Genomic DNA, 14,656 nt, shown 5'->3' with positions numbered 1-14,656 from the left:
GGCTGGTATTCGGCAAATGTTACAACGGCTTAACAAGCCTGGAAAAAAGGCTCTAGCCCATTGGGAAGGTGCCTTTCGGCATGGGGCGATGGCATTTGTGCTGCGCGGCGACCGCAGTCATACGAACGATTTAGGCGGCGCTGTGACATCGATTTTAGTCTTGGGAATACTTGATGCCTTCTTCGCCGATCCTTTGCTGCAACGCAAGCATGTCCCGCCACGCTTCCCGCTTTGCGATAGGGTTGCGCAGGAGGTACGCCGGATGGAGCATCGGCATCAGCGGGATCGCCGTTCCCGCGACTTCATACGTCTTCCATTGCCCGCGCAGGCGTGTGATCCCCTCCGCCCGGTTCAGCAGGGTCTTGGCCGACACTCCGCCCAGCGCCACCAGCAGCTTCGGCCGCACCAGTTCGACATGCCGTTCCAGGAAGGGCAGGCAGGCGGCGACTTCCGCCTGGGTCGGGCTGCGGTTGCCGGGCGGGCGCCAGGGCAGGATGTTGGAGATGTAGACCTTGCCGCGGTCCAGCCCGATCTGGGCCAGCATGCGGTCCAGCAGCTTGCCGCTGACCCCGACGAAGGGCTTACCCTGCCGGTCCTCGTCCTCGCCCGGCGCCTCGCCGATCAGCATGACCGGCGCCTGCGGGTTGCCGTCGGCGAAGACCGTGTTCATCGCCGTGGCCTTCAGCGGGCAGCCGTCGAAGCTGCGCAGGGCCGCTTCCAGCGCCTCCAGCGTCTGCGCCTCTCCGGCCCTGGCACGGGCCTGGATGCCGGCCTCGCTGGCGCCCAGCGGCTGGTCGGGGGAGGCGAAGAGGGCGGCCGGACGTGCGGAGGCGGGGGCCGCCGGGGCGGGCGCCCGAGTCGGTGACGGGCCGCGCGCCATACCGGTGCCGGGGGCCGCACCCGCCGCGGGCGCGCCCGAAGACGGCGCCCGCCCAACCGGCCGGGCGGTGAGGGCGGCCCAGTCGGTCGGCTCGTCGCCGATGGCCTCGTCACAACCGACGTCGGCATGCCAGCGCAGCGCGTCGAGGATGTCGCATACGTCAATCATCGTTTGACCTTACCACAGATCGTGTGGTCTTACATGTCCAGATACCCAATTTGGGTGCGGCGCAAACCGTGCTACAAGCACGCGCCCGCAAAACACCATAGGGCGTCCCGAGGGAAACAGTACCAAAACAAGACGGTGGGGGAGTGTGGTGATGGAACGCGAACCGCGCGAGGTCATGGAATACGATGTTCTGATCGTCGGCGCCGGCCCTTCGGGTCTGAGTGCGGCGATCCGCCTGCGGCAGCGCGCGGTCGAAAGCGGCCAGGAGCTTAGCGTCTGCGTGATCGAGAAGGGATCGGAGGTGGGGGCCCACCTGCTGTCCGGCGCCGTCTTCGAGCCGCATGCGCTGGACGAGTTGATTCCGGACTGGAAGGAAAAGGGCGCTCCCCTCACCACCAAGGCGCGCGAGGACCACTTTCTCTTCCTGACGGAAACGAAGGCCTACAAGTCGCCCTTCGCCCCGCCGCAGATGAACAACCACGGCAACTACATCATCAGCCTGGGCAATCTGGCCCGCTGGATGGCGACCCAGGCCGAGGAGCTGGGGGTGGAGATCTACCCCGGCTTCGCTGCCGCCGAGGTGCTGTATGACGACAACGGCGCGGTGAAGGGCGTCGCCACCGGCGACATGGGCATCGGCAAGGACGGCGAGAAGACCGGCAACTACACCCCGGGCATGGAACTGCACGCCAAGCAGACCATCTTCGCCGAGGGCTGCCGCGGCTCGCTGACCAAGACCCTGTTCGAGAAGTTCGACCTGCGCCGCGACTGCCAGCCGCAGACCTACGGCATCGGCATCAAGGAACTGTGGGAGGTCGATCCGTCGCAGTCGAAGCCGGGCCTGATCGTCCATACCATCGGCTGGCCGATGGACCCCAAGACCTATGGCGGGTCGTGGCTGTATCACATGGAAGGGAATCTGGTGTCGGTCGGCTTCGTCGTCGGCCTCGACTACTGGAACCCGCACATGAGCCCGTTCGAGGAGTTCCAGCGCTACAAGACGCATCCGGCGATCCGTCCGACCTTCGAAGGCGGCCGGCGTCTGGCCTATGGCGCCCGTGCCCTGTCGGAGGGCGGCTTCCAGTCGATCCCGAAGCTGACCTTCCCGGGCGGCCTGCTCATCGGCGACGGCGCCGGTTTCCTGAACGTGCCGAAGATCAAGGGCAACCATACCGCCATGAAGTCGGGCATGGTCGCGGCCGAGGCGGTGTTCGACCATCTGACCGGCGGCGCCGACAACGGTCCCGAGGTGATCGCCTATCCGGAGCGGCTGAAGCAGTCCTGGGTCTGGCCGGAACTGCACGCCGTGCGCAACATCCGTCCGGGCTTCCAGAAGGGCTTGTGGGCCGGTCTGGCCAATGCGGCCTACGAGACGGCATTGAAGGGCAAGTCGCCCTGGACGCTGAAGCACCACGCCGACCACACCACCCTGGTGAAGGCCAGCGAGGCGCCGAAGATCGCCTACCCCAAGCCGGACGGCAAGGTCAGCTTCGACCGCCTGTCCTCGGTCTACCTCTCCAACACCAACCATGAGGAAGACCAGCCGCCGCACCTGACGCTGAAGGACAAATCGGTCCCGATCAGCGTCAATCTGGCGCTCTACGACGCGCCGGAACAGCGCTACTGCCCGGCCGGCGTGTACGAGATCGTCCGCAACGACGACGGCAGCGACCCGCGCCTGCAGATCAACGCGCAGAACTGCGTCCACTGCAAGACCTGCGACATCAAGGACCCCACCCAGAACATCAACTGGGTCGTGCCGGAAGGCGGCGGGGGGCCGAACTATCCGGGCGGGATGTAAGGGGCTTTTGCCCCCTCCCTTCCGCTCAGCGGAGCGGGAGGGAGGGGGGCAGGCGCCTGTTGAAAGATGTCCGCTGCCGCGCCGCCGGTGTCGGTTGCGCCGGGGGCCACTCCTATCTATAAGGCAGGGGGTAACCTTTCTGCGACGGCGCGATGATCGTTTCCTGTCCGACCTGCTCGACGCGCTACACCCTGTCCGACGAGTCGCTCGGCCAGGACGGCCGGAAGGTACGCTGCGCCCGCTGCGGCCACACCTGGTGGCAGATGCCCGACCGGTCGGAACCCGATGAGGTGGTTCCCGACGCGCTGACGGAAATCCGGCCGGCCACTTCCACCAAGGCTGCCGCTAAGACTGCCGCGAAGACCAAGGTCAAGCCGCCCAAGGCGCCGCGCGCCAAGCCGGCGCGCAGCACGGTGATCGGCTTTTCCGTGCTGGGACTGCTGGTCGCCGGGGCCGCTGCCGGCGCCTATTTCGGCCGCGACGCCATTGTTCGCAGCTGGCCGCCCGCGGCATTGCTCTATGACACCCTCGGCATGCCGGCCGAACCGCCGGGCTTCGGACTGGAACTGCGCAACATCCGTTCCGAACAGAAGATCGAAAACGGTATGACTGTCCTGCTGCTCGATGGCGAGGTCGCCAACGGCACCGAGATCGAGCGCACCCTGCCGCCGCTGCGCGTCATCACCTTCGGTCCCGAGCACAAGCTGCTGCAGAGCTGGACCATCGAGCCGTCGGCCGAGACCCTGGGCCCCGGCGCATCGGCGAATTTCCACCACAGCCAGCCCGATCCCGGCCCGGTGACCGAGGTGACCATCACCTTCGGCGGCCCGCCCCCCGGACTGGAGCCCCCTGCGGCCGCAAAGCCGGCCGAGAAGGCCCCGGAGAAGGCGGCCGGCCACGCCAAGCCGGCGGCGGATGGTCATGCCGCTCCGGCCAAGGCATCCGGACATTCCAGCGGCCACTGACCCGTCCCGAATCCGGCGGCATCACCGCTCCGGAATGCCGTATTTCCGCAGCTTGTTGGCGATCATCGTGTGCGAGGTGTTCAGCCTTGCGGCCAGCTTGCGGCTGGACGGGAAGCGCGGATAGAGTCGGCGCAGCAGCGTCCGCTCGAACCCCTCCACCGCGTCCTCCCAGCTGTCCGCCTCTTCCGCCGGCACCCCGGCCGACTGCATGCCGGCACCGGCCAACTCCAGGTCGGCGGCGTCCAGCGCGCCGCCGTCGCTCATGGTCATCGCGCGGAAGATGACGTTCTCCAACTGACGCACATTGCCGGGCCAGCGGTTGGCGAGCAGCGCCGCCGCCGCCGCCGGGGTCAGACGGCCGGGTGGCCGGCGGGCCTGCGCCGCGGCACGGGCGATGAAATGGCGGGCCAGCAGCAGGATGTCGTGGCCGCGCTCGCGCAGGGGCGGGACGCTCAGCGACAGCACGTTCAAGCGGTAGAACAGATCCTCGCGGAAGCTGTGGTCGGCGACCATCGCCTCCAGCGAGCGGTGGGTGGCGCTGATGACGCGGACATCCACCTTCTGCTCGCGCTCGCCGCCCACCCGGCGGAAGCTGCCGTCGTTGAGGAAGCGCAGCAACTTGGCCTGGAGATAGGCCGACATCTCGCCGATCTCGTCCAGGAAGACGGTGCCGCCATGGGCCAGTTCCAGCAGGCCGGGCTTGCCGCCGCGCTGGGCCCCGGTGAAGGAGCCGGGGGCATAGCCGAACAGCTCGCTCTCCGCCAGATTCTCCGGCACCGCGGCGCAGTTCAGCGCCAGGAACGGCTTGTCGCGGCGCGGGCTGGCGCGGTGGCAGGCATGGGCGATCAGCTCCTTGCCGGTGCCGGTCTCTCCCAGGATCAACAGCGGCGCCTCCATCGCGGCGACCCGCGCGGCGCGCGCCTTCAACGCCCTGACCGGCGGCGATTCGCCGAGGATGCGGTCGAAGCCGCCCTCATCGAAATTCTGGATGGCGTCGAGCCGCTCGCCCAGGCGCGACGGGGTGAACAGGGTGATGACGGCGCCCGCGGCTTCCACATCGACGATGGGCATCACCTCCAGCAGGAAGGGCTGACCGTTCAGCGTCACCTCGCGTCCCGACATGCGGAAGCCGCCGGCGGTCATTTCGCGCGTCAACGCCGGCTCGCCGAACAGCTCGCCAATATCCAGCCCGGCGAGGCGGGACTCCGGCAAGCCGGCGATTTGGGCGGCGGCGGTGCTCGCCACCACCACGCGCCCGGTACGGTCAACCGCCAGCACCGGGTCGGGCAGGGCGGCGAGCAGCGCATCGAGATGCAGCCGCCGTCGCGTGCCCGGCAACATGTCGATGGCGGCCACCGACTGTACCCCGGTGATGGTGCGCAGTGCATCGGACAGGGCGGGCAGCGCCGCCGGGTCCAGGCCGGGCGCGTCGATGTGGATCAGCGGCGGGTCGACTTCGACGCCGACGACGTTGAGCCGGCGCAGCGCCAGCACGGCGAGGATCTCATGGGCGATGCCGACGCGGTCGGTGAAGGTGACTTCGATGCGCATGGGGGACGGGGTGTTGGGGGAGGGAGCATCCGGCAATCACTGTACACAATCCATTACACCGTATCAAAATCTTTACACCTTCCCAACCCCTTGATCCCCAACACTCTACACCCCTATTCCCCTCCCCCCGTAAACATCCGCATACACCCCACTCCCCGCCACTCCCCCCGCACCACAGCAAATCCGCCATTTCCGCCTCTGGCACGCCCTTTGCGATCTGTCCCCCAAGCGAAGTCATCCATCCCCTTGGGAGCCAGTCTCATGCGCGTGATCGTTCTGGGCAGCGGCGTCATCGGTGTCACCACCGCCTATTATCTGGCGCGTGCGGGGCATGAGGTGACCGTCATCGACCGTCAGGCCGGCCCGGCGCTGGAGACCAGCTATGCCAACGCGGGCGAGGTGTCGCCGGGCTATTCCGCTCCCTGGGCGGCGCCGGGGCTGATGCTGAAGGCCGCCAAGTGGATGATGATGAAGCATTCGCCGCTGGTGATCCGGCCGAAGCTGGATCCGGCGATGTGGTCCTGGTGCCTGAAGCTGCTGGCCAACGCCAATGAGGCGAGCTATCAGCTGAACAAGAGCCGCATGGTCCGCGTCGCCGAATACAGCCGCGACTGCCTGAAGGCGCTCCGCGCCGAAACCGGCATCACCTATGACGAGCGCACCCAGGGCACGCTGCAGGTCTTCCGCACCCAGAAGCAGATGGACGCCGCCGGCTATGACATGGCGGTGCTGGAGCGCTACGGCGTTCCCTACAGCCTGTTCGACCGCGATGGCCTGACCTCGGTCGAGCCGGCTTTGGCCCATGTGAAGGACAAGCTGGTCGGCGCGCTGCACCTGCCAGGCGACGAGACGGGCGACTGCTTCCAGTTCACCAACAAGCTGGCCGCCTTTGCCGCCAAGCGCGGGGTGGAGTTCCGCTATGGCGTCTCCATCCGCGGGCTGGAAAGCGACGGGCGCAAGATCACCGGCGTGCTGACCGACCAGGGCACGCTGACCGCCGACAGCTACATCGTCGCCATGGGCAGCTATTCGCCCAAGCTGGTGAAGCCGCTGGGCATCGACCTGCCGGTCTATCCGGTGAAGGGCTATTCGCTGACCCTGCCGATCACCGACGCCGCCCACGCGCCGGAATCGACGGTGATGGACGAGACGCACAAGATCGCCGTCACCCGCCTGGGCGACCGCATCCGCGTCGGCGGCACGGCGGAGCTGTCCGGCTTCGACCTGACCTTGCGCGAAAGCCGCCGCGGGCCGCTGGACCATGTGGTCAGCGACCTGTTCCCCAAGGGCGGCGACCTGTCGAAGGCGGAGTTCTGGACCGGCCTGCGCCCGAACACGCCGGACGGCACGCCGATCCTGGGGCCGACCCACATCCGCAACCTGTATCTCAACACCGGCCACGGCACGCTGGGCTGGACGATGTCCGCCGGCTCCGCCCGCGTGCTGGCCGACGTGGTCAGCGGCCGCCGGACCGAGATCGACATGGACGGGCTGAGCGTCGAGCGCTACGGCCGCAAGCCGACGGTGGCGGTGTCGCGCCCGGCCGCCGTCCGTCCTGCCTGACCTGAATACGGCACCCGCGCCGCCCGGCGGACGCGGGTCATCGCCAGCTCGAGAAGGGCGGCGTCGGTGATCTCGGCTCCATCCAGCCGATGTCGCCCGCGCCGCCCTTCGCATTTCTCCACCCGGTGGCCGAGGCGCCTGAGATGCAGGATCGCCTCGTAGAGCCGGGGCGCCGGCTCGTTCGCGGGTCGGACGGCAGGCTGGCGGGCCGTCATGGATGGACCACCAGGACGACCAGCCGTTTCGGGCCGTGGACGCCGTAGGCCAGCGTCTGCTCGATGTCGGCGGTCTTGCTGGGACCTGACACCAGCAGCACGTTGGTCGGCATGGCATCCGCCCACCCCTGCTCGCGCATGGCCTGCAGGAACGTGTCGAAGAGCGCGTCGGCGCGCAGCAATGCGACGTGGATGTGGGGTACCAGCGACAGGGTGCGCGGCTCGTCGGCGGTCGGCCACAGGATCAGGCTGCCGGTCTCGGCGATGGCGCCGCGGGTGGTGGTGAGGCCGGCCTCGATGGACTCGAACAGCTGGGGCTTGAGGTCTTCGAGCGGACGGTCGTAGGGGATGAGGGTGGTGGAGGCGGCGTCCCACCCCTCGACCAGCCGCTTCCCCGCATCCGTTGCCGGCGCATACAGCAGCGAGCCCACCCCCTCCCGCGACAGGAATTCGCGCAGCATCGCCGGCCAATCGGCCTCGGTCGCGTCGATGAACTCCGTATGCACGGCCTCCATCAGGCGGCGGATGCGGGGTAGGCGCTCCTCGTCTGCCCACTGCTTCGCCTCGATCGGCGCGAAATCCGAGGCCGGCGGAGTCAGCGGGTGGGCGTCGCGCGTCTTGCGCAGCTTCGTCAGGATCGAGTTGCGGGCGTCAGACATCGGGAATCCCCTTGGCGCGGGCCAGGTCGTGCAAGGTGCGGCCGGCAAAGCGCGGCTTTGTGCGGACGTTCGTCCATTCCTTCAGCATGGGCAGAGACGAGGGCGCCGCGTTGCCGAGCCTGCTCATCGCCACGGTCGCGATGCGGTAGGCGGTTGGGGAGGCGTTCATCGCCGCCCATCCGCTCCACACCATGGCTTCCGCTCGGCTGGCCTTGGCGCCGCCGTCCTTCACCGCACCGCCGGGCTTCACCGCCTCGACCCGAAGACGCCCCATGATCTCGACGATGGGGATCTTCACCGGGCAGATCTCGACGCAGGCGTTGCACATGGTGCAGGCGTGGGGCATGGCGCCGCGCTTGGCCAACCCCTCGATCTGCGGCACCAGGATCTTGCCGATCGGGCCGGGATAGGGCGCCTCATAGGCATGGCCGCCGACCTTGGTGTAGACCGGGCAATGGTTCATGCAGGCGCCGCAGCGGATGCAGCGCAGGGTGTCGCGCAGTTCCGGGTCGGCGTAGATGCTGGATCGGCCATTGTCGAGGATGACCAGATGCACCTCGCGCGGGCCATCCTTTTCACCCGACTTGCGGGGACCGGAGATCATGTTGACGTAGGTGGTGATCGGCTGGCCGGTGGCGGAGCGCGGCAGCAGGCTGATGACCGGCGGCACGTCCTCCAGCTTTTCGACCACCTTCTCCAGACCCATGAAGGCGATGTGGACCGGCGGCACCGTGGTGCACATGCGGCCGTTACCCTCGTTCTCGATCAGGCAGAGGGTACCGGTCTCCGCCACCGCCGCGTTGACGCCGGACATGCCGACGTCGGCGGCCTGGAACTTTGCGCGCAGCACCCGGCGGGCGAGGTCGGTCAGATAGGCCGCGTCCTCCCGGCTTTCGGCATCCTTGATCTTGCGCTTGAACAGATGGGCGATCTGCTTCGTGTTCAGGTGGATCGCCGGCATGATGATGTGCGACGGCATGGTGCCGTCCAACTGCACGATGTATTCGCCGAGGTCGCTTTCCAGCACCTCGATGCCGTCCTTTTCCAGAACGGCGTTCAGGTGCATCTCCTCCGTCACCATCGACTTGCCCTTGACCACCAGCTTGGCGTTGGCCTTGTGCAGGATGTCGAGCGCGATGGAGTTGGCTTCCTCCGTGGTGGCGGCCCAATGGACGGTGATGCCGTTGCGGGTGCAGTTCTCCTCCAGCTTCTCCAGCAGTTCCGGCAGCTTCGACAGGGCGCGCAGCCGGACCGAGGCGGCGAGCGCCCGCACGCCATGCCATTCCGCCGGCTCGGCGAACTGGGCGGCGCGCTTGGTCATCAGCCCATCCATGGCGCGGCGGAAATTGCCGCGCAGCTGCGGGTCGGCCAGCGCCGCGCGGGAGGCGGCGGCGAAATCCGGTGCGTTACCGTCCATGGATGCGCTCCTTCAGGAACTGGGCGATGTGCTGGCCGCGCGCGGCTTTGGCTCCGGCCTCCAGCGCGCCGCCGATGTTCAGCAGGCAGCCGCAGTCGCCCGACACCACGCGGGCGGCGCCGGTGCCCTCGATGTCCGCCACCTTGTCGCCGACCATTGCGGCGGAAATCTCCGGATGGCGCACGGCAAAGGTGCCGCCGAAGCCGCAGCATTCCTTCTCCCGCTTCAGCTCCACCAGCTCGACATTGGCAAGCTGGCGCAGAAGCGCTTTCGGCTCCTCCACCACGCCCATCTCGCGCTGGGCATGGCAGGAGGCGTGCCAGGTGATGCGCACCGGTTCCCCATTATCGGTGAGTTGAACGTCCAGCACATGGACCAGGAACTGCGTCAGCTCCCAGACGCGGGACGCCACCTGCACCGCCTTGGCCTCGTCCGGTTCGCCGCGGAACAGGTCCGGCCAATGCTTCTTCATCATGCCGGCGCAGGAGCCCGACGGCACGACGATGGGATCGTCGCCGGGGAACAGGTCCAGCTGGGCGAGGGCGACCTTCAGCGCCTCGGCACGATAGCCGGAATTGTAGGCGGGCTGGCCGCAGCAACTTTGGCCCTGCGGGAAGACGACGGTCAGGCCCTGCGATTGCAACAGCTCGATCCCCGCCATCCCGGCGTCGGGGAAGAACAGGTCGACGAGGCACGTGCCGAAGTAATAGACGCGGGTGGGTTTGGGAGTGGAGGGCATTGGGGGTTTCCTCGCTGAGCGTCTTCTTATGGCTGGGCTTCGGAGCTTTTACAGATCATCGCTCAAAAGGCCGTCTCCAGCACCCGCGCCGATTCCTCCACCTTCGCGGTGGCGCAGGCGTCGACCAGATAGACGATCGACCGGTAGGGCACGCCCGCCTTGTCGGACAGCCCGATCTCGCAGGTGCGGTTGGTGGAATAGCCCGACGCGCAACCCTCCGGCACCGACGCCGGCAGGTGGCGCAGCGCGTGGGCGTTCAGTTCCGGCGTGGTGAAGCCCTTGTCGCCGGCGAAGCCGCAGCAGCCGACGTCGGGTGGGACCACCACCGTCTCGGCGCAGGCTTTCGCCACCGCGGTCAGGGCACCGTCCAGCCCCATCCGGCGGGTCGAGCAGGTCAGGTGCAGCATCACCGGCTCCGCCCTCCTGGCGATATCGAGGCGGGGCAAGGCGAACTCGTTCAGGAATTCCGCCACATCGAGGATGTGCAGGCCCGCGTCGGTCAGCCGCTTCTTCAGGCGCAGGGCGCAGGGGCTGGTGTCCATCACCACGGGATAACGGCCGCCTCGGCTCGCCTTCGACAGCGCGGCCAGCATGGCGGCGGCCTTGGCGTCGGCGGCTTCGATCAGCCCCTTGCTCTCCAGCGGCATGCCGCAGCATTGGCTGTCCGCCGCCTCCGGATAGAGGATGCGGAAGCCGGCCTTGCGCATCACCGACTCCACCACCTGTGGAAGCGGGCGCTGCTGCGGATCGGTCGCCGCGGGCCCCATGGTCCGGCTGACGCAGCTGGGGGCATAGACCACGGTCGGCAGGTCTTCGCTGGTGAGAATGTCCGCCTTCGGCGAGAAGGTCGCCGCGGTTGGCATGTTGCGGGGCAGACCCGGCAGGCTGCCGCCGGTCAGCACGCGGGCCGCCGCCTGGGTGACGCCGTGCCCGACGGTGCGGCGGGCGAGGTCGGCCAGACGCAGGCCGGTGCGTGCGAGACCCAGCGTGCCTTCCATATGGTCGGCGACCAGCGCCCCCGCCTTGCGGGCCATGGCGCCGCGCCGCTCGCCGCGCATGGACTTGATCAGAAGCCCGGTTTCGATTCCCACCGGACAGGCGGTGGCGCACAGGCCGCAGGCCGCGCAGGTGTCGATGCCCTGGTAGTCGTAGGCGGCGCTGATTTCCGCCAGACGCCCGGCATCGTCGCCGGCGGCGACCAGCCGCGCCATCTCGCGCCGGCCGACGATGCGCTGGCGCGGCGACAGGGTGAAGCGGTGGGACGGGCAGGTCGGCTCGCAGAATCCGCACTCGATGCAGGTGTCGACTAGCGGGTCGGCCGGCGGCAGCGGCTTCAGGTTCTTCAGATGGGCCTGCGGGTCGCCGTTCAGGATGACGCCGGGGTTCAAGAGGCCGTCGGGGTCGAACAGCTGCTTGATCTCCTTCATCAGGCCATAGGCCTGCGGCCCCCATTCCATCTCGACGAAGGGGGCCATGTTGCGGCCGGTTCCGTGCTCCGCCTTCAGCGAGCCGTCATAGCGGGTGACCACCAACACTGCGACATCGTCCATGAAGCGGCGGTAGCGGTCGATCTCCTCCTGGGTGTCGAAGGCCTGGGTGAAGACGAAGTGCAGGTTTCCTTCCAGCGCGTGGCCGAAGATGATCGCCTCGTGATAGCCGTGGCGGAGGAACAGCGCCTGCAGCTCGCGCGTCGCCTCGGCCAGCCGGGGCAGGGGGAAGGCCACGTCCTCGATGATGACGGTGGTGCCGGTCTGGCGGATGGCGCCGACCGCCGGGAACAGGCCCTTGCGGATCTTCCAGAAGCCCTCGCAGGCCTTGGCGTCGGTGGTGAAGCGGGTGTCGCCGATGGTGACGCAGTCGGCCAGCACCGCGGCGATCTCAGCCACGTTGGCCTCCAGCGCCGCCGCACTTTCGGCACGGGTCTCCACCAGCACCGCCGCCACCTCGGGGCCGAAGCCGCGGATCTGCGGCGGCATGCCCGGCTTGTCCTGGATCGAGCGGAGGGAGGCGCGGTCCATCAGCTCCGCCGCATCGACCGGGGCGGCCTTCAGCAAGGACACCGCGTGGCAGGCCTCGCCGATGTCGGGGAAGAACAGCAGGGCGCTGGCTTTGTGCGGATGCTCCGGCACGGTGCGCAGCGTGATGGCGGAGATGAAGCCCAGCGTCCCCTCCGACCCGATCATCAGGTGCTGGAGGATGTCGACCGGGTCCTCATAGTCCACCAGCGCGTTCAGGCTGTAGCCGGTGGTGTTCTTGATGCGGAATTTGTCGCGGATGCGGCCGGCCAGCGCCTCGTCCGCCCGGGTGCGGGCGCCGAGATCGGCCAACCGGCCGAGCAGCGCGCCGTGGCTGTCGCGGAAACGGCTGCGGCTGGCCGGATCGGCGGTGTCCAGCACCGTCCCGTCGGCCAGAACCAGCCGCATCGACTCCAGCGTGCGGTAGCTGTTCTGCGCGGTGCCGCAGCACATGCCGCTGGCATTGTTGGCGGCGATGCCGCCGATCTTGGCGGTGGCGATGGAGGCCGGGTCGGGGCCGATCTTGCGCCCCAGCGGGGCCAATCGCCGGTTCGCCTCCGCCCCGATCACGCCGGGCTGCAGCGTGACGGTGGCCGCCCCCGGACCGATGCTGCAGCCGCGCCAGCCGTCCCCCAGCACCACCAGCACGCTGTCGCTGACCGCCTGCCCCGACAGGCTGGTGCCGGCAGCGCGGAAGGTCACCGGCACCTTGTGGCCACGGGTGATGCGCAGCAACCGCACCACCTCCTCCTCCGTCTCCACCAGCGCGACGATCTTCGGGATCAGCCGGTAGAAGCTGGCGTCGGTGCCATAGGCCAACGTGCGCAGCGGGTCGGTCACCAGCCGGGCGTCGGGAATGACGGCCTGAAGCTCGGCCAGCACGCGGTCGTAGGGGGCGGCCAGGGGGAGGGACGGCATCGGCAGCGGTTCCTGCTGGTGGTGGAGGAGGTGGCGGGAGGAGCCGGCCTTAGCGGCCGATCACCATCAGGGTAAAGGGCCACAGATAGGCCTGGGCCATGATCAGCAGGCCGACCAGCGCCGTCAGCGCCAGCGAGTGCCAGATGACGAAGCGCAGGATCTTGCCCTCATGCCCATGCCACTTGGTGGCGACGGCGGCGACGACGATGCTCTGGGCGTCGATCATCTTGCCCATCACGCCGCCCGAGCTGTTGGCGGCGGCCATCAGCGTCGGCGGCAGGCCGAGCTGCTCCGACGACACCTTCTGCAGGCTGCCGAACAGCACGTTGGACGCCGTGTCCGACCCGGTCAACGCCACGCCCAGCCAGCCCAGGAAGGTGCCGAAGAAGGGATAGAGGAAGCCGGAGTTGGCGAAGGCGAGGCCCAGCGTGGTGTCCAGGCCCGAATAACGGGTGGTGTAGCCCAGCGCCAGCATCGCCGAGATGGTCAGCAGCGAGTTGCGGATGGCGTAGAGGGTGCGGCCATAGGTCTTCACCATCTCGACCGGCGAATAGCCCATCAGCAGGCCGGAGAGGACGGCGGCGATGAAGATGCCGGTGCCGGTGGCCGACAGCCAGTTCAGGGTGAAGACGGCCGCCTCCGGATGGGCCTTCGCCACCACCGGGGGAACGCGCATCACCATGTTGTGCAGGCCGTCGATCGGGAATTTGAAGATCGACACGCCGTCGAGGAAGGTCTTGACCTCCGGAATGCCCCACAGGAAGACCAGGATGCTGAGGATCGCCCAGGGCGTCCAGGCACGGCGGACCTCGGCGGCGCTGTAGCCGTGGCTCCGGCGCGCCTCGCCCTCGACCACCGCGGCGCCGACACCCTGGGTCAGGGCGGACGCCCCGCCGGCGGTGTGCCAGATCGCCTTGGGATGCCAGACCTTCAGGAACAGGGTGACCGAGACCAGCGAGACGATGGCGGCAGCGACGTCCACCAGCCAGGGGCCGTGATAGTTCGACACCAGATACTGCGGGACGGCGAAGGACACGCCGGCGACCAGGATGGCCGGCCAGATCTGGATCATGCCGCGCCAGCCGGCGAAGGCGACGATCAGCCAGAAAGGCACCAGCACCGAGAAGAAGGGCAATTGCCGGCCGATCATCGCCGACAGATCCAGCAGCGGCAGGCCGGTGACCGCCGCCAGCGCCAGCACCGGCGTGCCGAGCGCGCCATAGGCGACCGGGGCGGTGTTGGCGATCAGCGACAGGCCGGACGCTGCCAGCGGGGTGAAGCCCAGGCCGATCAGCATGGCGCCGGTCACGGCGACTGGCGTGCCGAAGCCGGCCGCTCCTTCGAAGAAGGCGCCGAAGCAGAAGGCGATCAGCAGAAGCTGGAGCCGGCGGTCGTTGGTGATGCCGGTGATGCTTTCCTGCAGGATCTTGAACTGTCCGCGCTGCTCGGTCAGGTGATAGAGGAAGATGATGTTGACGACGATCCAGCCGATCGGCAGCAGGCCGTAAGCCGCACCCAGCAGCGCGGTCTTTCCCGCCATCGCCACCGGCATGCCGAACACGGCGACGGCCACCGCCAGCGCGGCCGCCAAGCCTGCCAAGGCCGCGCGGTGCGCCTTCATGTGGAAGATGCCGAGACCGCCCAGCATCACCAGGACCGGCAGCGACGCGAACAGCGTCGACAGCCAGATATTGTTCATAGGGTCGTAGACTTGCGACCAGCTCATCCTCGGGGGTCTCCTTCTCGGGGAGTGATGTCGGTCCGA

At 68.2% G+C, this 14,656-nt stretch carries 11 protein-coding genes; 3 read left to right on the top strand and 8 right to left on the bottom strand.

Translation table 11 applies throughout. The features are described from left to right. Nucleotides 1–154 precede the first annotated feature (154 nt). Nucleotides 155–1,048 (bottom strand): uracil-DNA glycosylase, encoded by an 894-nt coding sequence (locus FZ938_RS21880; protein ID WP_149200561.1) that lies wholly within the window; start codon nt 1,046–1,048, stop codon nt 155–157. A gap of 151 nt (nt 1,049–1,199) precedes the next feature. On the opposite strand from FZ938_RS21880, the gene FZ938_RS21875 reads away from it, so the two are divergent. Both FZ938_RS21875 and FZ938_RS21870 read left to right on the top strand, forming a co-directional pair. After that, the gene (locus FZ938_RS21875) at nt 1,200–2,849 is read left to right on the top strand and encodes an electron transfer flavoprotein-ubiquinone oxidoreductase (protein WP_149200560.1); all 1,650 of its coding nucleotides are present in this window, start codon (nt 1,200–1,202) and stop codon (nt 2,847–2,849) included. Between the two features lie 152 nt (nt 2,850–3,001). Continuing rightward, nucleotides 3,002–3,814, top strand: coding sequence for a zinc-ribbon domain-containing protein (locus FZ938_RS21870; RefSeq protein WP_149200559.1), 813 nt, complete (start codon nt 3,002–3,004; stop codon nt 3,812–3,814). A 21-nt stretch (nt 3,815–3,835) separates the two neighbouring features. Here FZ938_RS21870 and FZ938_RS21865 read toward each other — a convergent pair whose 3' ends face one another. Further along, the gene (locus FZ938_RS21865; RefSeq protein WP_149200558.1) at nt 3,836–5,365 is read right to left on the bottom strand and encodes a sigma-54-dependent transcriptional regulator; all 1,530 of its coding nucleotides are present in this window, start codon (nt 5,363–5,365) and stop codon (nt 3,836–3,838) included. 261 nt (nt 5,366–5,626) lie between these two features. Here FZ938_RS21865 and FZ938_RS21860 point away from each other — a divergent pair, with 261 nt between their 5' ends. Beyond that, nucleotides 5,627–6,928, top strand: a complete 1,302-nt coding sequence (locus FZ938_RS21860) for a D-amino acid dehydrogenase (RefSeq protein WP_149200557.1) — start codon at nt 5,627–5,629, stop codon at nt 6,926–6,928. Here the strand turns inward: FZ938_RS21860 and FZ938_RS21855 are convergent. The 6 genes from FZ938_RS21855 to FZ938_RS21830 all read right to left on the bottom strand — a co-directional run bounded on the left by FZ938_RS21855 (nt 6,871) and on the right by FZ938_RS21830 (nt 14,617). Next, nucleotides 6,871–7,143, bottom strand: a complete 273-nt coding sequence (locus FZ938_RS21855; protein ID WP_149200556.1) for a hypothetical protein — start codon at nt 7,141–7,143, stop codon at nt 6,871–6,873. The two genes, FZ938_RS21860 and FZ938_RS21855, sit on opposite strands and share 58 nt — an antisense overlap. Next, on the bottom strand, nt 7,140–7,802 hold the full coding sequence (locus FZ938_RS21850; RefSeq protein ID WP_149200555.1) for a LutC/YkgG family protein: 663 nt from the start codon (nt 7,800–7,802) through the stop codon (nt 7,140–7,142). Before FZ938_RS21850 ends, FZ938_RS21855 begins: the two co-directional genes overlap by 4 nt. Beyond that, entirely contained in the window at nt 7,795–9,219 is a 1,425-nt protein-coding gene (locus FZ938_RS21845) for a LutB/LldF family L-lactate oxidation iron-sulfur protein (protein ID WP_149200554.1), read from the bottom strand. Before FZ938_RS21845 ends, FZ938_RS21850 begins: the two co-directional genes overlap by 8 nt. Beyond that, nucleotides 9,209–9,958 carry a (Fe-S)-binding protein gene (locus tag FZ938_RS21840; protein ID WP_149200553.1) on the bottom strand — a complete coding sequence of 250 codons (750 nt, stop codon included), beginning with the start codon at nt 9,956–9,958 and terminating at the stop codon, nt 9,209–9,211. Before FZ938_RS21840 ends, FZ938_RS21845 begins: the two co-directional genes overlap by 11 nt. 62 nt (nt 9,959–10,020) lie before the next feature. After that, on the bottom strand, nt 10,021–12,891 hold the full coding sequence (locus tag FZ938_RS21835) for an FAD-binding and (Fe-S)-binding domain-containing protein (RefSeq protein ID WP_149200552.1): 2,871 nt from the start codon (nt 12,889–12,891) through the stop codon (nt 10,021–10,023). Between the two features lie 49 nt (nt 12,892–12,940). Continuing rightward, nucleotides 12,941–14,617, bottom strand: a complete 1,677-nt coding sequence (locus tag FZ938_RS21830) for an L-lactate permease (protein WP_149200551.1) — start codon at nt 14,615–14,617, stop codon at nt 12,941–12,943. Nucleotides 14,618–14,656: the final 39 nt, after the last annotated feature.

It is taken from the genome of Azospirillum oryzae (assembly GCF_008364795.1).
Lineage (GTDB): Bacteria > Pseudomonadota > Alphaproteobacteria > Azospirillales > Azospirillaceae > Azospirillum > Azospirillum oryzae.
The sequence above is the reverse complement of the archived record's forward strand: the minus strand, read 5'-3'. Positions and strand labels throughout refer to the sequence as shown.